The sequence below is a fragment of the Dehalococcoidales bacterium genome, assembly GCA_041652735.1.
Taxonomy (GTDB): Bacteria; Chloroflexota; Dehalococcoidia; order Dehalococcoidales; family RBG-16-60-22; genus RBG-13-51-18.
Genome location: JBAZGT010000006.1, coordinates 35,199 through 56,803 on the forward strand (window position 1 = coordinate 35,199; position 21,605 = coordinate 56,803).

Annotated in this window: 19 protein-coding genes; 8 read left to right on the forward strand and 11 right to left on the reverse strand. The window is 58.0% G+C overall.

What is annotated here, in order from left to right:
- Positions 1-173: 173 nt before the first annotated feature.
- Entirely contained in the window at positions 174-1,778 is a 1,605-nt protein-coding gene (locus WC370_03520; GenBank protein MFA5308540.1) for a hypothetical protein, read from the reverse strand.
- Between the two features lie 506 nt (positions 1,779-2,284).
- Here WC370_03520 and WC370_03525 point away from each other — a divergent pair.
- The 6 genes from WC370_03525 to WC370_03550 all read left to right on the forward strand — a co-directional run bounded on the left by WC370_03525 (position 2,285) and on the right by WC370_03550 (position 8,778).
- Entirely contained in the window at positions 2,285-2,620 is a 336-nt protein-coding gene (locus WC370_03525; GenBank protein ID MFA5308541.1) for a hypothetical protein, read from the forward strand.
- A gap of 39 nt (positions 2,621-2,659) precedes the next feature.
- Complete coding sequence (locus WC370_03530) at positions 2,660-3,097, forward strand: hypothetical protein (GenBank protein MFA5308542.1); 438 nt, start codon at positions 2,660-2,662, stop codon at positions 3,095-3,097.
- A gap of 18 nt (positions 3,098-3,115) precedes the next feature.
- Positions 3,116-3,787 carry a hypothetical protein gene (locus WC370_03535; GenBank protein MFA5308543.1) on the forward strand — a complete coding sequence of 224 codons (672 nt, stop codon included), beginning with the start codon at positions 3,116-3,118 and terminating at the stop codon, positions 3,785-3,787.
- A gap of 119 nt (positions 3,788-3,906) precedes the next feature.
- Positions 3,907-6,417: an MMPL family transporter gene (locus tag WC370_03540; protein ID MFA5308544.1), complete on the forward strand. Its 2,511-nt coding sequence runs from the start codon at positions 3,907-3,909 to the stop codon at positions 6,415-6,417.
- Between the two features lie 257 nt (positions 6,418-6,674).
- Positions 6,675-7,571: an ATP-binding cassette domain-containing protein gene (locus WC370_03545; GenBank protein ID MFA5308545.1), complete on the forward strand. Its 897-nt coding sequence runs from the start codon at positions 6,675-6,677 to the stop codon at positions 7,569-7,571.
- Entirely contained in the window at positions 7,564-8,778 is a 1,215-nt protein-coding gene (locus WC370_03550; protein MFA5308546.1) for an ABC transporter permease, read from the forward strand. Before WC370_03545 ends, WC370_03550 begins: the two co-directional genes overlap by 8 nt.
- 31 nt (positions 8,779-8,809) lie before the next feature.
- Here the strand turns inward: WC370_03550 and WC370_03555 are convergent, their stop codons facing one another.
- The 4 genes from WC370_03555 to WC370_03570 all read right to left on the reverse strand — a co-directional run bounded on the left by WC370_03555 (position 8,810) and on the right by WC370_03570 (position 12,432).
- Positions 8,810-10,099 carry an MFS transporter gene (locus WC370_03555; GenBank protein MFA5308547.1) on the reverse strand — a complete coding sequence of 430 codons (1,290 nt, stop codon included), beginning with the start codon at positions 10,097-10,099 and terminating at the stop codon, positions 8,810-8,812.
- Positions 10,100-10,412: 313 nt separating this feature from the next.
- Positions 10,413-11,393, reverse strand: a complete 981-nt coding sequence (locus WC370_03560) for a hypothetical protein (protein MFA5308548.1) — start codon at positions 11,391-11,393, stop codon at positions 10,413-10,415.
- 214 nt (positions 11,394-11,607) lie between these two features.
- A complete protein-coding gene (locus WC370_03565; GenBank protein MFA5308549.1) occupies positions 11,608-12,273 on the reverse strand; it encodes a nitroreductase in 666 nt (221 codons plus the stop codon).
- 24 nt (positions 12,274-12,297) lie between these two features.
- Positions 12,298-12,432: a hypothetical protein gene (locus WC370_03570; GenBank protein MFA5308550.1), complete on the reverse strand. Its 135-nt coding sequence runs from the start codon at positions 12,430-12,432 to the stop codon at positions 12,298-12,300.
- A gap of 334 nt (positions 12,433-12,766) precedes the next feature.
- Here WC370_03570 and WC370_03575 point away from each other — a divergent pair, with 334 nt between their 5' ends.
- On the forward strand, positions 12,767-15,508 hold the full coding sequence (locus WC370_03575) for a PAS domain S-box protein (GenBank protein ID MFA5308551.1): 2,742 nt from the start codon (positions 12,767-12,769) through the stop codon (positions 15,506-15,508).
- Here the strand turns inward: WC370_03575 and WC370_03580 are convergent.
- The gene (locus WC370_03580; GenBank protein MFA5308552.1) at positions 15,505-15,978 is read right to left on the reverse strand and encodes an HIT domain-containing protein; all 474 of its coding nucleotides are present in this window, start codon (positions 15,976-15,978) and stop codon (positions 15,505-15,507) included. The genes WC370_03575 and WC370_03580 overlap by 4 nt on opposite strands.
- 138 nt (positions 15,979-16,116) lie before the next feature.
- Positions 16,117-17,226: a CoA transferase gene (locus WC370_03585; GenBank protein MFA5308553.1), complete on the reverse strand. Its 1,110-nt coding sequence runs from the start codon at positions 17,224-17,226 to the stop codon at positions 16,117-16,119.
- 133 nt (positions 17,227-17,359) lie between these two features.
- Between WC370_03585 and WC370_03590 the strand changes: the two genes are divergently transcribed.
- On the forward strand, positions 17,360-17,491 hold the full coding sequence (locus WC370_03590; protein MFA5308554.1) for a hypothetical protein: 132 nt from the start codon (positions 17,360-17,362) through the stop codon (positions 17,489-17,491).
- A 10-nt stretch (positions 17,492-17,501) separates the two neighbouring features.
- On the opposite strand, the gene WC370_03595 is transcribed toward WC370_03590, so the two are convergent.
- The 4 genes from WC370_03595 to gltX form a co-directional block, all read right to left on the reverse strand.
- Positions 17,502-18,512 carry a radical SAM protein gene (locus tag WC370_03595; protein MFA5308555.1) on the reverse strand — a complete coding sequence of 337 codons (1,011 nt, stop codon included), beginning with the start codon at positions 18,510-18,512 and terminating at the stop codon, positions 17,502-17,504.
- Entirely contained in the window at positions 18,509-18,916 is a 408-nt protein-coding gene (locus WC370_03600) for an NfeD family protein (protein ID MFA5308556.1), read from the reverse strand. Before WC370_03600 ends, WC370_03595 begins: the two co-directional genes overlap by 4 nt.
- 127 nt (positions 18,917-19,043) lie before the next feature.
- A complete protein-coding gene (locus WC370_03605; GenBank protein ID MFA5308557.1) occupies positions 19,044-19,892 on the reverse strand; it encodes a CoA transferase in 849 nt (282 codons plus the stop codon).
- 106 nt (positions 19,893-19,998) lie between these two features.
- Positions 19,999-21,465: a glutamate--tRNA ligase gene (gltX, locus tag WC370_03610; protein ID MFA5308558.1), complete on the reverse strand. Its 1,467-nt coding sequence runs from the start codon at positions 21,463-21,465 to the stop codon at positions 19,999-20,001.
- Between the last annotated feature and the right edge of the window lie 140 nt (positions 21,466-21,605).

The following is a 21,605-nucleotide window of genomic DNA, read 5'->3' on the forward strand; positions in this document are numbered from 1 at the left end:
GGATTTAGAGTTTAAAGTTTAGAGTTTTCCCTTGTTAGAGGCTATAACAATGCGGCGGTATAAGTCAACTTTGTTTGAGGCTGATGAACACGGCGGCGGGCGGGAAATACAATATCTCCCGGTTTGTCTGAATAAGTTTGATACAATCCGTACCGGCTACCGCTCGATGACAATCAGGAAAGAGACGCCGGCGGCGGTGTCCTCATCTCATGCAGCACCGTAGCCACGTAATTGGGGTCGAGCTTGTCCGATTCGCCCGCCTCGCCCACTGCTTCCGGCGCTTTGTCATTGATATTGCCGACGGTTTCCAGGTCCTGCCTGGTCTGGCTGATTTCCCGCCGGGTCATTTCTATAATGTCCTGCTTGGCCTGCATCATGGCGTCATTGGCCTGGAGGATGCTGGCTTCCGCCTCTTCGCTTACCTTGCGGCTTTCTTCCTGCGCCCGGCTGATGACCTCCAGCACGGACTGCCTGGCCCTTTCCGCTTCCTCCTGCGCCCGGCGGGTCTCTTCCTGCGCCAGGAACATGGCCTGCTGGCTGGCTATTTTCATCGTTTCCGCTTCCTGTTTGGCCAAAGTGCTTTCTTCACGCGCTTTGGCGATGGCCTCATAGGCCGACTTCTTTACCGCTTCCACGTCCTCCCTTATCTTCCTCACCTCCCCGAAGAACAGGTCGTAGGCCTGCTTTTCCGCCACCACCATGGCTTCCTGCATCTTCTTGCGCGCCATCTCCGTGGCCTCCTGCGCCTGTTTGGTCTCCAGCGCGGCGCGGTCGATGGCCCCCTGGCCCTGGCGACGGACGGCCGCCGCCTGTTCATTAACGGCTTTGGCTTCTTCCTGCACCTGCCTGACCGCCATCTGCACCTGCAATTTGGCCACTTTAAGCTCTTCCGCGTCTTTGCGGAGTTTTTCCTGGGTCAGGGAGATGGCTACCTGGGCGTGGCTGTTGGCCGCGGTCGTCTGCTCCCGGCTTTTCCTCACCTCTTCCTCCGCCTTCCGGACGACGGTATCGGCGGAGTCTTTAATCGTCTCTACTTCTTCCCGGGCCCTGGTGATTTCCGCCGCCACCTGGCTGAGCGCGGCCTGCTTTACCTGGCTGACGGTTAATTCCGCCGTCCGCCGCGCTATCTCCGCCTCGGCCAGCGATTTCCTGGCCGCTTCCTTGACCTCGTTCATCTCTTCCTGGGCGTGGTTGACCGTCACCCGCGCCGCCACTATCTCCGATTTGGCCTCCGCTATGATTTTTTCCGTCTTGAGCCTGGATTTGTCCTCGGTCAAATCATCGATAAGCTGGCGCAGCTGCGGGCTTTGACGCATCACCACCCGGTAAAACTCTTCACGGGTCTCCGTGTCGTACTCGCCGGAGCCGAAGATTGACTTGCCCAGGCCAGCCACCCCCAGCGGAAAGCTGTCGTTATTCAGCACTTTTTCAGATACGGACTTCTTCATTTTCCCGTCCGCGAAAAGGCTGTCCTGGCCGCTTTCCTTTTTGTCCTTTACCCTGGATTTCCTGGTGGCGTCCAGGGCGGTCTGGATGGCGTCGTCCAGGTCCTTGACCATCTTCTCCGCCTTTTTTTCGGAGACCTGGCTTTCCCGGTAAAACCGGCTGATGGCCCCCATGGCCGCCTCCTTAGCGTCCACCGCGTTCTGCTGGGCCCGCAGCAGCAGCTGCTGCGAGTCGCTTATATAGGCGGTCTCCGGGCGCTCGCGGGCGGTCTGGTCTCCCGGCGTCCCGCTGAAGTTATTACCGTTTTGTTTGGCCGTTGCATCTATTGTCATAGGCTAACCACTCTTGTCTCACCTGCCCGGTGAATAATGTTACCTCGCGGTCTGGAAAACGTTGCCGCTGGCGTTGCAGGTATAGGTCTCACCGGTGTACTCTGCCCGCAGGTATCACGGGAAAAGCGGGTGCGAGGCGCTGGTGCGGTAATATGTTTTGTCATTAATGCTTACCGGCATTTGACTACTCCCCCGTATGCGGGACAAATGATACCGTTTGCCATAACTTGACATGGCGTGATATGGGTTTATGCTTATGATAGGTGTTTGCCCGCCGGTCTGACAGTAAGGTTTCACCGAATTTTATTAGGGTAAACACCTATATTTCCTGGAGCGTTACTGGTAAGTCGCGCCTGCCGGTATCTGTAAAGTCTCCGCCCGGCCGCCCGGTTTTTGTCTTGCCTTCAATGAGCAGATACGGTATGATACTTTTACCTGCTCCTTGAAGTCCTGCCGTTAGCCCAACGGCTGTATTATGCAAAACCGCGACGGAAGGAGAAACGGCCATGCCGGGCAACAAGCTGATGCAAATCGTGGCGGCGCAAAGCACGCCGGAAAAGGATGCGGCTTTCGATAAATGGTACACGGAGAAGCATGTCCCCATGCTCTTCGGCTTCGCGGGCGTCAAGCAGGCCAGCCGCTACCGGCTCAAGGACGGCGGGGATTCATGCTCCCGCTACCTGACCATCTATGAGTTCGAGAGTGAAAAAGCCCTGGCGGATTTCCCCAAAAGCCCCGCCTTCGCCGCCGCCGTCGCGGACTATGAAAACGTTAAGGAAGAGGTCGGCTTCACCATGAAGTGGGCCGGCGTCTATGAGCTTATCCGGTCCTGGGAAAGGTGATTCCCCGCCCCCGGCGGGAATATTTTAAAGGAGAAAAAGATGGCCGGTAAAAACTATGATAAATATTTCCTCAAGGAACCCATGGCCAGGTCCATGTTTAAGGAAATTACCGCCCCGCAGATTCTGATGCTGGGCGATACCAACTTTGAGGGGGCCTACTTTTCCATGGGCTGGTCCTATGTCACCGAGCCTTTCCTGATGGTGGACGAGCCGCACTTCCACGACTACGAGCAGTATATCGGCTTCGTGGGGGGCGACCTGAACGACATGAAAGAGTTCGATGCCGAAATTGAGCTGTACATGGGCGACGAGGGCACGAAAAACATCATCAATTGCACCACCTTCGTCTGGGTGCCCAAGGGGCTGGTGCACGGGCCGCTCAAAATCACCCGCGTCACCAGGCCGTTCCTCTTCGTGGATATCGTGCTCGGCCCCAAACCGGACTACCGCCGCAAGCCGGCCAATACCAAAGCCTGATTTTAGTACGAGGTAAAGATGAAAACGCGTCCCAGGTGCCCCAACTGCGGGCAGGAAGCCTTCGGCGCGGTGTGCCGCTGGTGCCGCCAGCCGCTGCCTTCCGCCGCCGCTCCGGAGCCGACAGAAAAAAAGGAACCTGAAAAGAAAGATGCGCCGCTGCCGCCGTTCCAGGCCATCGACCGCCTGGCGCGTCTGCCCCGCGAAGCGCCTCCTCCCCCGGAAAAGAGCGAGGATAAGTCCGACCCCGGCATCGTGCTGCTGACCGATGCCCGCCAGCGCACCGCCCCGTCCGTCCGCGATATCGCCGCCCGGGCCCAATATGAGGCCGATATCCGGTCGCGCAAGCTGATGCAGGCCTCCCAGCAGAAAGCGGCCCAGATTATCCGCAACGCGGAGCATCAGGTGGCGGCGCTGCTCAAGAAAGTCCGGGCGGAAGCGGAAGACCAGGCCGCCGCCTATGTCAGTGAAGCCCGCCGCAAATCTCTGGAGATAATGGAAGCCGCGGAGCAGGCCGCCCGGGAAATGGTGGCCGGGGAAACGGTGGTAAAAGAGGCCGCCATCACCACGGCCAGGATGCTCAGTGATGCCCGTGAGAAAGCGGATGCCATTATCCGGGAAGCGGAAAAGAAAGCCAGGGAACTGCTGAAAAAACCGGCCCCCGCCCCACGCAAAAAGCCCTTAAAAAAGTAACGGGCGCGCCGCTTTGTACATTCCGTTCAAACCGTTCACCTTGTGATAATTTTGAGATTCACATAGCGGCTCAAGGTATGGACAATCGTAACTAACGGGAAATATAATATTAATTAACGATGTTTTCCAGATTTAGCCTTTTCGCTCACAAATACAAGTATTATATTCTGGCCGGCTGGGTTATCCTCGCCGCGCTGTTTTTTTTCTTCGCCCCCAGCCTGGAGGAGGTCGGCGTTACCGACCAGAGCCAGTTCCTGCCGGAAAAGACCGAGTCCGCCCACGTGCGCGACCTGCTGACTGCCAAGTTCCCCGCTTACTCGGAGACATCTTCCAGCACCGCCATTATCGTGGTCTATAACGAAAACGGCCTCGGCCAGGCGGATGAAGCGCGGGCGAAAGATTTGCGGGACTGGCTTATTTCGGCGCAGAAGCCCGCGGCGGTGGAAAGCGTTGTCTCCGTGTACGATAATGCCGCCCTGCGTACCTCGCTGGTCAGCGCCGATAACACCACCATGATGCTGTACGTCGGCTTTAACACCACCGCCCTGGACGACTCCGCCAAGCAGGCCGTCAAAGAAATCCGCCAGCAGTTTACCCCGCAGGACGGCACCCGTTTCTACCTTACCGGCAGCGTCGGCTTTTTGCAGGACCTCTTCGAGTCCGTGAACAAGACCATCGCCCGCACCACCCAGGTCACCATTATCCTGGTCATTATCTTGCTGCTTATCGTCTACCGCTCCCCCATCGCGGCTTTCGTGCCGCTGCTGGCTATCGGGGCAAGCTATCTGGTTTCCCGCGGCATTATCGGCTTTATCGCGGATGCCGGCGTATCCGTCTCCACGGTGACGGATGTCTTCATGGTGGTCACCATGTTCGGGGTAGGCACGGATTACTGTCTCTTTATCATGTCCCGCTTCCGGGAAAACCTGGGTGAACAGGACCGGTCCAAGCGCATCGTATCTACCATGCAGCGCATCGGGCCTATTATCTTCGCCAGCGCCGTTACCGTGATTATCGCTTTCCTCTGTCTGAGCATCTCGCGCCTGGGCATGACCCGCTCCAGCGGCTGGGCGCTGGCCATCGGCATCACCATTACCTTAATCGCCGGGCTGACGCTGGTGCCCGCTTTGATGTCCATCTTCGGACGCTACCTCTTCTGGCCTTCGATGAAACCGCCCGCCCCCACCAAGCAAAGAAAATACGGCTGGGCGCAGATAGGCGGCTGGATCTCCCGCCACCCGCTATGGATAAGCATTCCCATTATCGTGCTGCTGGTCCTGCCCTATATCGCCATGCCGGACTTCACCCTGTCCGCCAACATCCTGACCCAGCTGCCCAAGGACGCCGAGGCCACTAAAGGGCTGAATACCATACGGGAGCACTTTGCCATGGGCGAGCTGTCCCCGCTGACGCTGCTGATAGAGTCGAAGGACGGCACTTTACTCGACGATGCCTCCCTCCGGGGCATCGAGGGCATGGCCGGTGCCTTGAGCGGTAACCAGGACCTCGCCCGGGTGGACACTTTCTCCGCCCCGGCCGCCCGGCTCAACGCTTCCGGGGGCCAGGTGCGCGCCCTGGGGGATACGATCACCCCGGCGCAGTTTGACGCCGGCGGCTTTAGCTCGCTGACATCCATCTCCGATTCTTTGCAGGCGCTGGCCTTGCAGTACCAGGGCATCACCCGGAGCCCCGCCTTTACCGCCGCCATGACGGACCTGGCCACCGTTACCCCCCTCCTCAACCAGGTAGGCGCCGCCGCGCCCGCGGAAGTTCCCGCCCTGCTTTCCCAGCTCCAGGGGGTGGTCTATGACCTCGCCGACTCTCTAACAACCCTGGGCGGCGAGTTCGAGCTCCAGGGCAGCGGCCCGTTTGTCGATTGGCTGAAAGCCGCCTATTTCTCCGCCGACGGCACGGTGGCCAAAATCGGTCTGGTCCTCAATATCGACCCCTATTCGGACGCCGCCTCTGAAATGGTGCCGTCCATAAGGGAATCGGTGGCCGCCGCCGTGGCCGCCTCCACCCTGGAAAACGTTAATTACTACGTGGGCGGAGACACCGCCGTTTACGCGGATATGCTCCAGACCAGCGAGACGGACTTTACCCTTGTGATTGTAGTCACCACCATCGGCATCCTGCTGGTTATCATTATCCTGCTGCGCAGCATCCTGGCGCCGCTTTACATGGTGGCCACGGTGCTCTTTAACTACGGCGCCGCGCTGGGCATTACCTCCTGGATTTTGCAGGACATCTTTCATTACGCCAACCTCATCAACATGCTGCCGGTGATTGTCTTCGTCTTGCTGGCGGCGGTGGGGGCGGACTATAATATTTTCCTGGTATCGCGTATCCGCGAAGAAGCGGAGACCAAGCCTATCAAGGAAGCCGTCCACGAGGCGGTGGCCCATACCGGCGGCGTTATCACCTCCTGCGGCGTTATTCTGACCGGCACCTTCGCCACCCTGATGATTTCCTCCTTCCCCATGGTGCTGGAAATCGGCACGGCCATCGCCATCGGCGTGCTGCTGGATACCTTCGTGGTGCGGGCGCTGCTGGTGCCCTCGCTGGTAGCGCTATTGGGACGCTGGAGCTGGTGGCCTTCCCCGCTGTTCAAAAAGCTTAAGAAGGACTGATACCCCCCTTTTCCCCCACCAGCGCCCTCTCTCTGCCAACGGAGATAGTGCCGGGGAGAGAGGTCATATCCCTTCTCACCCTCTTCCCTGCTATTAACGCTAAACTATTACCCACCAGCGCCCTCTCTCTGCCAGCGGAGAGAGGGTCGGGGAGAGAGGTTATTCCCCTTTCCCCTTTCCCCTTTCCCCTTTCCCCTTCTCTTTACTCCCTCATCTAGCCATTCCCACGTGTAAATGCTATAATATCTCCAACTAACATGAACGCTGTTGAAGTCAATCACGTCTCCAAGTCCTACGCGGACAAAGTTGCCGTTTCAGACCTTTCCTTTTCCGTCGGCCAGGGTGAAATTTTCGGCTTAATCGGTCCTAACGGCGCCGGCAAGACCACCACCATCAGAATGATGATGGACATCATCAAGCCGGACTCCGGCGAGGTGAAAATCCTGGGCAAACAGCTGGACGAGGCCGCCAAGAACAGCCTGGGCTATCTGCCGGAGGAAAGAGGGCTTTATAAAAAACAGCGGGTGATGGACTCCATCGTTTACCTTGCCTCGCTCAAGGGCATGGACCCCGCTGATGCCGCGGCCAAAGCCTCCAAACTGCTGGCGCAGATGGATATGCTGGTCAACCAGCGCAAGAAAATTGATGAGCTGAGCAAGGGCATGAGCCAGATTATCCAGTTCATCGTGACCATTCTCCATGACCCGCCGCTGATAATCCTGGACGAGCCGTTCTCCGGCCTCGACCCCATTAACACGGAACTAATCAAGACCATGCTCATAGACCTGCGGAACCGGGGCAAGGCGGTGATCTTGAGCCTGCACCAGATGAACCAGGTGGAAGAGATGAGCGACCGCATTCTCATGGTGAACAAGGGCAAGGCCGTGCTTTACGGCGACCTGGCGGAAATCAAGTCCCGCTACCGCGCCAACGCCGTCCTGCTGGACTATGAGGGTGAGCTGGGAGAGCTGCCGGGCGTGACGGAAAAACGCCAGCACAAGGGCTATATCGAGCTGGTCCTGGATAACAGCGCCACCCCCAATCAGCTCCTGGAGCGTCTGGTGGCCAGCGGCATCACCATCAACCGCTTTGAAATTGCCACCCCTCCCCTCAATGAAATCTTCCTCAAGGTAGTGGGGGACGACCGTGAATAAAGCGCTGCTCATCTTCAAGCACGAGTTCCGTGCCATGCTGATGCGCAAGGGCTTTATCATCATGACCTTTATCGTGCCCCTTATCGCTCTGCTGGGCATCGTCGGCTACCAGATAGTCTCCCGCTCGGTCACGCCTTCGGAGGAAATTACCCGCATCGGCTACGTGGACGGCGTGGGCGGGTTCGACCAGTTTACCACCCAGGGAAAAATCGACCTGGTGCCTTTTGACGCCCCTGCCGACGCCAATAAAGCCATGGGCTTCGGGGACATCAAGGGGTATTTTGTCATTACGCCGGACTACCTCACCACCAGCTTTGTCAATTATTACACGCTGGAAAAACAGCTCGAGCTGCCGCCGGACACCGTCTCTGCCGTCAAGAGCTTCCTTACCAGCAACCTGCTGACCGGCAAGGTCCCGCCGGCCACCATAGATTTGGTGAAAGCCCCCCTGGGCATGGCCAGCATCAGGCTGACGGAAACCGGTGATGTGTCAACGGAGCAGGGCGGCTACGGCAACTTTATGATACCGGCCATTTTCAGCATCCTGCTGGACCTTTCCATTATCTTTTCTTCCAGCTACCTGATTCAGGGCATGGGCGACGAGAAAGAAAACCGCCTCATCGAGGTGCTGCTTTCCTCCGTATCGGCGCGGCAGCTGATAATCGGTAAGGTTTTAGGCCTGGGCGCCGCCGGGCTTTTGCAGGTGGTGGTCTGGATGATTTCTACGCCGCTTATCCTGGGGCTGGCGTCCTCGTCCATCGGCGGGTTCCTCAGCACGCTGAGCATCCCCCCCAGCCTCTTCGTCCTGTTTATCATCTACTTTATCCTGGGGTATCTCCTGTTCGCCATGATTTCCACGGCTATCGGCGCTATCAGCCCCTCCGCCCGTGAGGGTCAGCAAATCGCCACCATCTTCACCCTCAGCGCCGTCTGCCCTCTGTGGTTTTCCTCCACCATCATGCTCTTCCCCAACAGCCCGGCCTGGGTAGCGCTGACCATTTTCCCCCTCACCGCCCCCGTCACCCTGATGCTGCGGCTGGGCTCCACCGCCGTGCCCGCCTGGCAGATAGTCGCCAGTATGGTGGTGCTGGTGGGGTGCATCGCCGGCGGTCTGGTGCTGACCGCCAAGATAGTCCGCACCTACCTGCTGATGTACGGCAAGCGGCCGTCCCTGGGTGAAATCTTCCGCAACCTCCGCACCGGCTAAAGGCCGCCGCCGTTAAACGCTCCGCTTCCCTCTAGTGCTTCCCGTTGCGCCCTATTAGCAGCTCCCGCGCCGTCATCCTGGGCACCTGCCGCACCTCGTTTATCCGGCGCAGCAGCAAAATCACCACCGCCGCCCGCAGCAGGCCGGACAGCGTGAACAGGGTGCGCAGGCGGTAGTCGAGCAGCACCGGCAGGTGGGGCGTGATGTACCCGCCCGCCAGCGCCCCGATGCAGCAGGCAATCATGTCCACGGCGTTGAACACGGCGATTTGCTTGGTGCGGATTTCCGGCAGCGAAGCGTCATAGACGAAGTTGACCGCGGAAAGCCCGTAGCCGGACCAGACGAAGCCGCTGAAGGCGTTGGCGGCCATCAGGTAATAGGCGTTGGTGTTCACCAGCCAGAGCAGCGGGACGAAAGGCAGCAGTATGGATGTAATCTGGATAATCCGGATATTGCCCGCCCGGTCCGCCCGGCTTCCCCAGAAGGGCAGGAACACCAGGTTGGCTATGGTGCCGGTCGAGCTTACCATCACGAACTGCAAATAGCTGAAGTTCAGGTCCCGCAGCATGAAAACGGCGAAAAACGGCGCCGAGACGTTGGTGCACAGGTCGATGAGCGCGATGTACAGCGTGAACTTGCCCAGGGTGGAATTACCCAGGCCCTTGATGAGCTGTACCAGGCCGGGGCTGTCCGCTTTCTCCTGCGCCTGCGCCGGCTCGTACTGGCGGGACAAAAAGTAGAGCGATAGCAGCCGGAAAAACGTCGCCCCCCCGAAGAGTATGGCATAGCCGGTGAAGATATCGCTGTCCGTAAATGCTTGCAGTATCACCCCCGCCAGGAAGAAGAACACCAGAGTGATGAAGCCGGTTATCCGGCCGCGGAAGGCGAAATACCTGCCCCGCAGCTGCTCCGGCACCAGGTCCGCCATCATGCTGCCCCAGGCCGGATTGATGACCGCCCCCAGCACCGAGCTTATGGTCACGAACCCGATAAGCCACCATACCGGTGAATCATGGAAAATATAATGCACCAGCAGGATGGGGATGAACATGATGGCATGCCCGAAGAGCACCGGCAAAATAAAGCCCTTGCGGCTCCCCGCCCGCTCGGATAGGTCCGGCGTCAGCAGCTGGGAGAGCGCCATCATCAGGGACGGCATGCTGGAAAGCAGCCCCACCTGGCTGGTGGTGGCTTTCATCTCCAGCGCCAGCGGCGTGACATAGCTCTGCGTCAGCCCCATCATCGCGGCCCAGGCGCTGCCGTCCAGGACGCTGTATTTTAAGCTCTTTCTGACCTGTTCTTTACGTTGTACCGTATCCAAAGTGATGTCCCTTTTATAAACACGAAAAATGCGCAAAAAAAAGCCTCAGGCGGTTAACGCGCTAAGGCACAACGGCAATAATCGATAGAAAAACAACCGCCTCCGGTTTTTCCTTATACAGCCTGCCTCCCGCTATTTTTTTGCCGCATCATCAATTCATCTTTCTGATTCTTGGTTATTTTTCCGCGCCCGGTCATCAACCGGACGACAATTAACTATCATATACCAAATGTTAAGAAAAAACAATAGGACTGCCCGGCGTTTTTCAGGCAGCCCTACCGTTAATCTTTCTCTATGTTTTTAGCGGGTCGCGCTACGGCTTGGGCGGTTCCGGCGGCCGCTTTATTAGCGGTACCTTTTCCCCCCGCGCTATGGCCGCCCGCGCCCGGGTCATGTCCCCCAGGTCGAACCCCCACCCCTCTTTCAGTGTCCCCGCCCCCAGCATTATCGCCATCTCTATATGGTGGCGCCGTACCTCGTGCCAGATAAGCGGGCCGTGGGCCATGCCCCGCGGGATGAACATCGCGTAGTTGGTATTGAAACGCTTTTCCCCGCCGCCCAGCCCGAAGGTCATATCCGCCCCCAGGTCTTCCGGGTTATCCGGGTCGTTGCCGATGTGCATCACGATTTCATCGAAGTTATCGTGCTTCATCTCCTGGATGGTGTCCGTGATTTTCCATATCCAGCCGAACTCGATGTAGGTCTTGACGCCGGATATCTGGGTCTCGCTCATGTAGGTCATGGTGGGGCTCTGCCGCCCCTGCCCGGATATCGCCCCCGGGGATTCCCGCATCGGGCTGCGTATCACGTACTGCTCGTAGTCGTACGGCGCTTTTTGCGCCGGCTTGGTAGCCGCTTTGCCGCCCTTGCCCCACTCTTTCAGCGGGTCGCCGGTGCCCAGCACCATGAACATCTCCAGGTGCGGCTCCTGGAACTTCTTCCAGGTAAACGGCCCGTGCGGCGTGCCCTTGGGGATGAAGATGCCGGTGGTCGTATTGAAGGTTATCGGCTGCCCGCCGATGTATGCCTCGATTTCCCCGCCCAGCACCTGCGGCTTGGCCGAGTCCCTCCCCCAGTAAATAATAATCTCGTCGTAGTCGTGCGACTGCTCGACGGAATGAGGGTTGGACTCCGGTTTGCCTTTTATCCAGCTTACCTCTACATAGGTATTGGCTTCCGGTACCTGCTTGCGGCTCAGCAAAGTCATGGCGGGACTCTGCCGCCCTTTATAGCCCGCCCCGGACTCGTAAAGGGGCTTGCTTACCACGTATTTCTCGAACTGATCTTTAGCCATGCGTCTTTCCTCCTGAAAACCGGTGGGATTTTTCTTATGATAGTGCATTGCGCCGCACGTGTCAAAGTAGTTCAGGCTTTGCTATAGAGGGCGGCCTGGAAGTAAAAAAACTCCCCCGCCGCGGAACCCAACACGAAACAGCCTGTTTACAACTATTTATGTCAACCTACCCGCGGTTACTGCCGGGGCCAGGCGGAAATAACTCTTTCCCGCCCTAAAACCCGTGGAACGTGGCTATCTTGTCCAGCGGCTCCCGGTCCCGGTGCTCTTTATTGACCGGGTTTTTCTTGTCCTCGTAGCCAATGGCTATCCCCAGCGCGATGAGCTTGTCCGCCGGTATGCCCAGCTCTTTACGGATAATGTCCGGATAGACCACCGCCTGCGCCTGCGCGATTGTTCCCAGCCCGTAGCTGGTGGCCAGCAGCATGATGTTCTGCACCACGGAACCGCAGTCGTACAGCGACCACACGTTGACGCCCTTGGCCTGGTAGACGAAGTTCCTGCCCACCAATAGATAGATGCATACCGGCGCGCCGTAGTGCCGGAAGTTGTCCAGGAAACGGGCTTCCATCTCTTCCCGGGTCATTTCCTTCCGGTCTTTGGGCTGCAAAGCGCGGATACGCCCCATGTAAGGCTCGGGGAACTCGTAGGGGCGGGCGACTTCCGATTGCGGGTCCTGCATCCCTGTCTTGATAAAGCCGTCCTGTATCATCTTGAGCTTCTTCCCCGTCGCCACGGCGAACTCCCAGGGCTGGGTATTCGCCCAGGACGGCGCGCGCAGCGCCGCCTCCATGATTTTCTTCAGCAGGTCCAGCGGCACGGGGTCGGGCTTGAATGCCCGGATGCTTTTTCTGGCCTTAATCGCCTCGATAACGTCCATTTCCGGATCCTCCTTGATTGATGGCTATCCGCTTTCTTTCTTCGGCAATATTTCCGGGTTCTCTTTTGCGTCCCCGGCGCGGTGGAAAATACCGGAAAACAGGTGCGCCGGAAAGACGATAATGCCGACAAATGCTATTACCTGGGCGGTAGTTTCCAAGAAAAACCTTCCCCGTATTCGGCGTTAGGGTATATCCTGTGCATTATGTCACCAGCAAGCCTAAACTTCAAGTGTTTTTTACCGTCCCGTCTTACCATTTGTGGAATCACCGCCAAAGTATTATAATAAATTCGCCTAAATTTAAATCCCCGGTTACCCCCTGCTTCTCGACCCCCTCTCCCCGTACCAACCGGAGTCAGCTAAAGGCAAAAAGCGGTCAGTAATGATTTCGCCGCCGCTCTTGTATGTTTACCGGCGGCCGGGCGAATGATAAATATATACCGGATGTCTTGGTGTGACTCCTCCCCGGTTGTACCCCCGGATAAACACGACTATGAGAGATTCGCAAAAAACCAGGAATCAGCTTCTTAATGAACTTCAGGAAGCCCGCCGTCAGCTTGAAGTGCTGGCCGCCGCGGAGGTGGAGCGCAAACAGGCGGGAGACGAGCTGAGCAAGTCCGAGGAAAAGTTTTACAAGGCTTTCCTCTCCAGCCCGGATATGATTATCATCTCCTCCATCGCCACAGGCAAATACCTGGAGGTGAATGAAAGCTTCGCGGAGATTACCGGCTACAGCCGTGAAGAGCTGATCGGCCATACCGTGGAAGACTGCAACCTCTTCGTCAATCCGGAAGAACAGCAGAGAATGATCCGCATTCTGGATGAACACGGCAGTTTTAGGAACGAAGAGTTTGTTTTCCGCGTCAGGTCCGGTGAAATCCGCCACTGGCTGTGCTCGGCGCAGATTATCAGCATTGACGGTGATGCCTGTATGATTGCCGTGGCCGTGGATGTCACGGAATCCAAGAAAATGGAGCAGGCCCTGCGGGAATCGGAAGAAAAGTTTTCCAAGGCGTTCAGCTTCAGCCCGGTGGCCATCGCCATCACCACCTTGAAGGAAGGCAAGTTTGTCGCCGTCAATGAGACGCAGTCCCGTTTCTCGGGCTACAAACCGGCGGAGTTTATCGGCCGTACGGCCCAGGAGATGGGACTCTGGGGAAAACCGGACGACCGTGAAAAAATACTGCGCCTGCTGACGGAAAGGGGGCGCATTTACAACGAAGAGATAGTTTTCCGCTCCCGGTCCGGCAGTCTGCTGACCACTTTGTTCTCCGCGGAGGTCATCAATATCAGCGGGGAAGAGTGCATGATTTCCTCGTCCCTGGACGTGACCGACCGTAAAAAAATGGAGCAGGCCCTGCGGGAATCTGAGGAAAAGTTTTCCCAGGCGTTTAACCTGAGCCCGATTGCGGTAGGCCTTATCGATATCGATGCCTCCAGGTTCGTCGAGGTCAATGACAGCTTTTTGCGCTTTACCGGCTATAGTCGGGAGGAGGTTATCGGGCGTACGCCGGAGGAACTGGAACTCTGGGTAAACCCGGCGGACTCCGGGCTGATGGATGCGAACCTGCGCAAGACCGGCGGTTTGTTCAACGCGGAAATCAAGTCCCGCATGAAATCCGGAGACATCCGCACCGGACTGTTCTCCGCTCAGACCATCACTATCGGCAGCCAGTGCCGGCTGATTCTGGTGATAACCGATATTACCGCGGAAGTTACGGCCAAAGAGGCGCTGCGGGAATCGGAGAACCGGTTTTCCATGGCGTTTCACACCAGCCCGGTGGCCATCGCCATCACCAAGCTTAAAGACGGCATCTACGTGGACGTAAATGAAAACTATATCGTTTCCACCGGCTATTCCCGGAAAGAGCTTATCGGGCATACCACACGCTCGGTCAATATCTGGGCGTCGCTGGAAGACCGCGCTAGAATGATGGCAATCGTGCAAAAACAGGGCCGGGTGCAAAACGCTGAATTTGATTTCCGTATCAAATCCGGGGAAATCCGCACCTGGCTGATATCTTTTGAACCTATCACCACCGGCGGGGAGCCCTGCCTTATCGGCGTCTCGGTTGATATTACCGAGCGCAAGCGCGCCGAGCAGGCGCTGCGGCAATCAGAAGAAAAATTCTCCAAGGCTTTCCATGCCGGTCCGCTGGCCATTTCGGTCAACAAATTCGCGGACGGATGCTTCGTGGAGGTCAATGAAAGCTTCACCGCTATTTTCGGCTTTACCCGGGAGGAGGCCATCGGCAAGACCTCCCTGGAACTGAATATCTGGCTGGACCGTCAGGACCGCGAGCACTTCGTGCAGATACTGCGCCAAGAGGGCCGCATCAGAAACCAGGAATACGTCTTCCGCAATAAGTCCGGCGGTACGCGCAACTACCTTCTTTCCGCCGAGATGATAGAATACGAAGGTGAAATCTGCGTGCTGGTGGTCACCAACGATATTACCGACTACAAGCGCATGAGGGCGCAGGTCCTGGAAGCGGAAAACCTGAAAGAGGTAGACCGTCTCCGCTCCGAGCTGCTGGCTAATGTTTCCCATGAGCTGCGCACGCCGCTGGCCAGCATCAAGGGCTTTGCCACCATGCTGCTGGACTACGGTAACCGCCTTAAGTCCCCGGAAAAAAGGGGGTACCTGGAGACTATCGATAAAAACACCGACCGCCTGGTCGAGCTAATCGAACAGTTAATAGAAATGTCCCGCATGGGCGCCGGCATGCTGTCTATCCGGAAAACTTCGGTTAATGTCTCCCAGTTGTGTAAAAGTGCCCTCAGCCAGGCCAGGAAAGAGTCGCCCGGCTATTCTTTCGTCCAGGACATCACTCCCCGCCTCCCTCGCGTTAACGCGGACGTCCAGCGTATCCGGCAGGTGCTGGACAATGTGCTGGATAACGCCGTCAAGTACTCCCGGCCCGGCGTGGAAATCACCCTGTCCGTCCGCAGGTCCGGGGAGGAAATGCTGTTCACCGTGGCCGACTGCGGTATCGGCATCCCCAAAGATGATTTGCCGCACATTTTCGAGAGGATATTCAACGCGCCGCGCCGGCAAAAATCCGCCGTGCCCGGCGCCGGACTGGGCCTGCCCATGTGCAAGGCTTTGATTACGGCGCACGGCGGCCGGATATGGATTGAGAGTGAAGAGGGCGTGGGAACGCGCTGTTTCTTTACCCTGCCCCTGAATGCGGAAGCCACGCCGGATAGCGCTGCCTGGGATTTACCGGACTAGAACTTGCCCGCCAGTGATTTATAGGTGTCCGCCAGCGCCTGGGGTATCACCCGTACGTCGCCCAGCACGGTGATATAGTTGCTGTCCCCCTGCCACCGCGGCACGATATGGCTGTGAAAATGGTCGTCGATGCCGGCTCCCGCCACTCTGCCCAGGTTCGCCCCGATGTTGAAACCGGCCGGATTGAAGGCTTCTTTCATCACCACCACCCCCCGGCTCACCAGCTTGTAGTGCTCGTTCCTTTCCGCATCCGTAAGCTCTTCCAGGTTGGCGGTATGGCGGTAAGGCGCAATCAATAAATGACCGGGGTTATAGGGATAAGCGTTCAGCATGATAAAGTTGTGCTTGCCCCGGTAGAGAATATAGTTCTCCGCGTCCTTGTCCTCGGCGGGTTTATCGCACAGGATGCACCCCGCCGGTTTGGCCGCCCGGATATACTCGATGCGCCATGGCGCCCAGATATATTTCATCGTAAAGCCCCCTTGCCCGTCGCTCCTGCTATTCTAGTAGTCTCCCCCCTTGGCCGTCAATGGCCGGTGCTTTCCTCTCCTCCTAGCCCCCTCTCCGTCGACGGAGAGAGGGAACTAAAGGGGGTGAGGTTTACCTGCCTATATTACGCCCTTATTCTTGAGCGCGCTGATTTCCCCGGCGCTCAAGCCCAGCAGCTTGCCGTAGACGTAGTCGTTGTCCTGTCCGGGCGCCGGCGCCGGTCGCTCATATTCCGCCCCGCCCCTCCCCATCCTGATGGGGGAAGCATCGGTCAAAACATCCCCCTGAATAAAAAAACCCCGCGCTTTTAGTTGCGGGTCTTTGGCCAGGTCCGCCGCGTCCTGCACCTTGCCGGCGGCCGCTCCGTTGGCCTGTAAAAGGCTCATTACTTCGTTCGCGGTGTGTTCCCGCGTCCAGACGCTTATCAGCCCGTCCAGCTCCGCCCGGTTTTCCCGCCGTCCCTCCGCCGTGGAGAATTGCGCGTCCTCCGCCCACCCCGGACTCCCCAGCGCCCGCTTTAGTCCCCGCCACTCCTCCTCCGTGAAAACGGCCGCGGCGCACCAGCCGCCGTCCCGGCAGGGGTATATATTATTCGGCGCGGACGGCGCTTCCTCGTCGGTCAGCAGGCCGCGCATTACATCAACCTCGGAGATATCCAGGTACTGCCCCTCCCCCGTTTTCGTCCGTTCCTCCAGCGCGCCCAGCAGCCCCAGGGACGCGTACAGCCCGGCTATATGGTCGGCGTAAGAGAACCCCGGCCCCAGCGGCGGCCCGCCGGGCAAAGCCATGCGCCCCGTCAGCCCGGCAAGCGCGTGGACCGTCGGCGCGTAGCCGGTATAGTCCCGCCGCGGGCTTTGCCGCCCCATGGCGGACATGCTAACCATGATGATGTCCGACTTTATCTTTTTAAGGCTGGTGTAGTCCAGCCCCCAGTTTTCCATGACGCGGGGGGTAAAGTTCTCGATAACGGCGTCGCTGATGCCCGCCAGCTTTTTCGCCAGCGCCAGGCCTTCCGGCTTGTTTAAGTCCAGCGTGATGCTCCGCTTGTTGCGGTTCCAGGTGTTATAGTAGCCGCGGGCAAAGGCGTCCTCATCCGCGGGCGTGCCCGGCCGCTGTACTTTAATCACCTCCGCCCCGAAGTCCCCCAGCAGCCGCGTGGCGTAAGGCCCCGCCAGCACCCGGGTAAAGTCCAGGACGCGGACGTTATGGAGAATGGATTTAGTTTTCATATTCTATTCAGTACAAGGCTTTGGCCGGCGGGGGGAACTAAAGGGGGTGAGGTATCTTTCCCCGTCTGGCTTTATGCCTGCCGCTTATGCTATAATAAAATCCTGAAATAAGATAACTGTTAAGGATATTGAAATGACTGCCAAAGCCGCTAAAGCTGATAAACCCTCCAAAGACCTCAAGACCTTCATGGAGAACATCAACAAGAAAGACAAGCTGAACGGTCTCAAGATAACCTTCGGTTTCACCAAGCGCAAGAGAAAGTAACCGGCGCTTTTTACCGCCTCCTCTCCCTTTTTCTCTTGCCCTCGAATGGTTCTTCGTCCGTGAAGTCCGGCCGGTAATTTTCCGCCGCGTCCAGTTCCTGCATCCACCCGTTCTCTATGCCTAGTTCCTCCACCAGCCCGGCCACCGCCGCGTATTCCTCCGGGTTTATTTTCCGGTTCAGCGCTTTATATTTGTCGGCGCGGTGGGCGGGATAGTACTGGGACATCACGCTGACCGCCACTTGGGGCGATACCTCTTTCACCAGCCACCTTAATGATTCCCCGCTCCCGGCGATGTCGTTGGGCAGTATCAGGTGGCGGACGATAAGCCCTTTTTGCGCGATGCCCTCATCATCGACGACCAAATCGCCGACCTGCCGCTGCATCTCGCTAATCGCCGCCCGGGCGTGATCGGCGTAGTTCCGCGCCCGCGAGTATTTCCGCCCCAAATCGTTAGAGGCGTAGCGTATGTCCGCCAGGTAGATGCTGACTATGCCGTCCAGCTCTTTAAGAGTTTTCAGCGAATCGTAGCTGCTGGTGTTATAGACCAGCGGCAGGCGTAGCCCTTTAGGGACGGTCTCCAATACCGCCTGTACTATCTGCGGCACGAAGTGTGACGGCGTCACCAGGTTGATGTTGTGGCAATGCAGCTCGTCCTGGAGATAGAGCATTTTCTCCGCCAGTTCCGCCGCCGTTACCTGGTTCTTCCTTTGCGTTTTATGGTCCTGGCTTATCTGGTAGTTCTGGCAGTAAACGCAGCGCATGTTGCAGTTGCCGAAGAATATCGCCCCGGAGCCGTGCGTGCCGGAAAGCACCGGCTCCTCCCCGTTATGGGCGCAGACAGAGGACACGATGGGTAAAAGCCCGGCGTAGCAGTGCCCCACTCCGCCTTTCAGTCGATTGGCCCGGCACTCCCGGGGGCAGATATCGCAGGCCCCCAGCCTCGCCTCCAGCACTTTAGCCCGCCGCTCCAGCTCCCCGGAGCGGTATAACGCTATATACCCCGGCTCGTAGTCGGTCATGGTTCTTTCCTTTTAACCTCCAGCCGCAGACCGTTTATTTTCGTTACCTCCACCATCGCGCCGGTTTCTATCTCCCCTTCTGCCGCGGCCGCCTGCCAGTATTCGTCCTTGATTTTCACCGTGCCGGCAGGATGCAGCGCCTCCGTCACCCGGCCGGTCATGCCTATCATCCCCTCCGCGCCGTTCACTTTTCTGCGGCGCAGGGCCGGAATCACCGCTTTATGCATGATGAAGACGAAAACGGCCATCAGCAGCGCTATTATCAGGATGAGCGGCCAGGTAACTTTAACGTGAAAGAGCCACAGCCCCATGAATATTAGCGCCAGTACCGCGATATCGTCGATTAGCGACGCCAGCACTATCAGCCAGGCTTTCAGGGTGGACATTTCGCCTTTTTTATTCATTGTTCGATTTAGTCTCTTTAAGGTCGTTTAGCCTGTAAATATCATTTCGCCATCCGCTCGCCTTGAGCTTGTCGCAAGGTGATGCCGCCTTGATATTATGGTGCGATAGTTTCACCAGGAGCGACGGCTAAACGGCCTCCGCTCCCGCATGATTTTCGGATACCACCTCCGCCCAGGGGAAATGCATCAGCTGCCCCTTCTCCGCCAGCTCCTTGACCCCGTGCGTTAAAGTCCACTTCCCCAGCACCTCCACGATGTGTTCGATATGGCGGTCGCGTTCTGCCCTGTCCCCCCACCTCGCCTCCGCCAGGTCTTCCGCCATGCCCTCGGCGTCGAGCCATTCCGCCAGCGTTTCCCAGTTCAGTTGGAGGGAAAGCAGTATGTAGCCGTCCCGGCAGCGGAAGATATCGAAAGCGTTATTCCAGTGCCGGCTGCCCCGCCGCCCGGACACTATCCCCTGGTAAAAATAGCGCACCGGCACCTGGTCCAGCGTGGCCGCCGCGCATTCCATGATGGAGATATCTATGTGCTGCCCCCGTCCCGTCTCCCGGCGGTGCCGCAGCGCCAGCAAAATCCCGTTAGCCGCGAACAGCCCGGCGGTGTAGTAGGCCTGGCTGCCGTAGAGCTTTAGCGGCGCGTCAGCCTCCCCGGTAACGGACAGCCACCCGCCCATGGCTTGCAGGGTAAGGTCGGACGCTTTAAAATCTTGATACGGCCCCCCCTGCCCGAAAGGCGTAATGGACGCCATGATCAGGCCGGGATTGATTTTCTCCAGGTCTTTATAGCCCAACCCCTTTTCCCCCGGGTACCCCGGCGCGCCGGTCTCTACTAAAATATCGGCGGTCTTGACGGCTTCCCGCAGCGTTTCCGGGCCTACGCGCTTTACCGCCGCCCCCATGCCCGCCAGCGTTTTCACGCAAAGCGTGCCTTTGGCGTCGGTACAATCGAGGATTTTATAGCCGGACAGTGGACCCATGGTTCCCCCTCCCGTATTCACCTCCCCCTGGTAACCGGTAACCGGGAAACAAGTCCCCAAATAATCCTATTATTCAATAATTCAAAAAATAATTATTTGGTTATTGCTACGCCCTCAGCTTCCCCATCGCTTCCCGTATCCTTTTAACGCACCGCTCTTTCCCCATCGCCGTCATCATCTGGAAAAGGGGCGGCGTGGCTGTCTCCCCGCTCACCGCCGTGCGCAGCGCGCTGAAAAGCTGCCCCGCCTTTATCCCCAGCTCCTCCGCCAGGGGGCGGAGCAAAGCCTCCAGCCCGGCGTCATCGTAGGGCTCCAGCTTTTCCAGCCGGGGTAAAGCCGCTTCGAGCGCTTTCAGAGTGCTTTCCGCCGTCATGTTCTTGGCTATCAGCAGCGCCGGGTCGTACTCCAGATTTTCTATAAAAAAGAATTTCACCAGGGCGGGGATTTCGGTGAGTTTCCTGGCCCGCTCCTGTACCAGCGGCAATACTTGGCGCAGGTATGCCGTGTCCAGCGGTCGCGTTATACCGGCCGGCAGGTCTTTTTCCAGGAACGGCATCGCCCGCCTGGTGAAGTCCTCCGCCGTCAGTCCGCGCATGTACACCCCGTTCATCCAGTCCAGCTTCTCCTGGTTGAAAGCGGCCGCCGTCTTTCCCATCCGTTCGATGGAGTAGTTTTCTATCATCTGCTGGCGCGTCATGATTTCCGTCTTGTCGTCCAGCGACCATCCTATCAGCACCAGGAAATTGAACATGGCTTCCGGCAAATAGCCCATATCCCGGTATTGCAGGATGGAAATGGCGCCGCGCCTTTTGCTCAGCTTGGCCCGGTCCGCCCCCACGATTACCGGCATATGGATGTATTCCGGATGGTCATATCCGAACGCCCGGTACATCAGCAGGTGCCGCGGCGTGCTGGATATCCACTCCTCCCCCCGTATCACATGACTTATCTTCATGGCGTGGTCGTCGACGACGTTGGCCAGGTGATAGGTGGGAAAGCCGTCCGACTTCAGCATGATAAAGTCGTCGATGTTCTTGTTCTCAAAGACCACGTCGCCGTAGATAATGTCGTGGAATCCGGACTGCCCCTCGTCCGGCACTTTAAAGCGCACCACCGGCTTGATGCCCTGTGCTTCTCTGGCCGCCCGCTCTTCGGCCGTCAGCTCGCGGCAAAGGCGGTCGTAGCCCGGCGGCTGTTTGCGCGCCTCCTGGTCTTTGCGCATCGCTTCCAGGCGCTCCGGGGAGCAATAGCAGTAATAGGCGTTGCCCTGCGCCACCAGCTTTTCCGCGGCTTCTTTATAGAGGGGCAGCCGCTGGCTCTGTACATAGGGCCCGTAAGGCCCGCCTACGTCCGGCCCCTCATCCCAGTCCAGCCCCAGCCACTTGAGCGCATCCATCATGTACTCTATGGCGCCCTCTTCCTTGCGTTCCGTGTCCGTATCCTCGATGCGGAGGATGAACCGGCCGCCGGTATGCCTGGCCAGCAGATAATCGAAGATTGCCGTGTGGATGTTGCCGGCGTGGACGAAGCCGGTGGGGCTGGGCGCGAAACGGACTCTGACGGGTGCGGTCATGGCTAACCTCTTTTTATGTATATTTCCCCCACCATTCTACCACCCCCCGCGCCGTGATTTCTATTGGTACGCCCTTTTTTGACTTGCCCTTTGGCTTATGTTAAGTTATCATAATGAGACAAATATCATGATTTTTTATC

Excerpts from the sequence above, each read along its gene's own strand:
- WC370_03520 (MFA5308540.1), bottom strand. The coding sequence starts at position 1,778 with ATGACAATAGATGCAACGGCCAAACAAAACGGTAATAACTTCAGCGGG.
- WC370_03525 (MFA5308541.1), top strand. The coding sequence starts at position 2,285 with ATGCCGGGCAACAAGCTGATGCAAATCGTGGCGGCGCAAAGCACGCCG.
- WC370_03530 (MFA5308542.1), top strand. The coding sequence starts at position 2,660 with ATGGCCGGTAAAAACTATGATAAATATTTCCTCAAGGAACCCATGGCC.
- WC370_03535 (MFA5308543.1), top strand. The coding sequence starts at position 3,116 with ATGAAAACGCGTCCCAGGTGCCCCAACTGCGGGCAGGAAGCCTTCGGC.
- WC370_03540 (MFA5308544.1), top strand. The coding sequence starts at position 3,907 with ATGTTTTCCAGATTTAGCCTTTTCGCTCACAAATACAAGTATTATATT.
- WC370_03545 (MFA5308545.1), top strand. The coding sequence starts at position 6,675 with ATGAACGCTGTTGAAGTCAATCACGTCTCCAAGTCCTACGCGGACAAA.
- WC370_03560 (MFA5308548.1), bottom strand. The coding sequence starts at position 11,393 with ATGGCTAAAGATCAGTTCGAGAAATACGTGGTAAGCAAGCCCCTTTAC.
- WC370_03565 (MFA5308549.1), bottom strand. The coding sequence starts at position 12,273 with ATGGACGTTATCGAGGCGATTAAGGCCAGAAAAAGCATCCGGGCATTC.
- WC370_03575 (MFA5308551.1), top strand. The coding sequence starts at position 12,767 with ATGAGAGATTCGCAAAAAACCAGGAATCAGCTTCTTAATGAACTTCAG.
- WC370_03580 (MFA5308552.1), bottom strand. The coding sequence starts at position 15,978 with ATGAAATATATCTGGGCGCCATGGCGCATCGAGTATATCCGGGCGGCC.
- WC370_03585 (MFA5308553.1), bottom strand. The coding sequence starts at position 17,226 with ATGAAAACTAAATCCATTCTCCATAACGTCCGCGTCCTGGACTTTACC.
- WC370_03590 (MFA5308554.1), top strand. The coding sequence starts at position 17,360 with ATGACTGCCAAAGCCGCTAAAGCTGATAAACCCTCCAAAGACCTCAAG.
- WC370_03595 (MFA5308555.1), bottom strand. The coding sequence starts at position 18,512 with ATGACCGACTACGAGCCGGGGTATATAGCGTTATACCGCTCCGGGGAG.
- WC370_03600 (MFA5308556.1), bottom strand. The coding sequence starts at position 18,916 with ATGAATAAAAAAGGCGAAATGTCCACCCTGAAAGCCTGGCTGATAGTG.
- WC370_03605 (MFA5308557.1), bottom strand. The coding sequence starts at position 19,892 with ATGGGTCCACTGTCCGGCTATAAAATCCTCGATTGTACCGACGCCAAA.
- gltX (MFA5308558.1), bottom strand. The coding sequence starts at position 21,465 with ATGACCGCACCCGTCAGAGTCCGTTTCGCGCCCAGCCCCACCGGCTTC.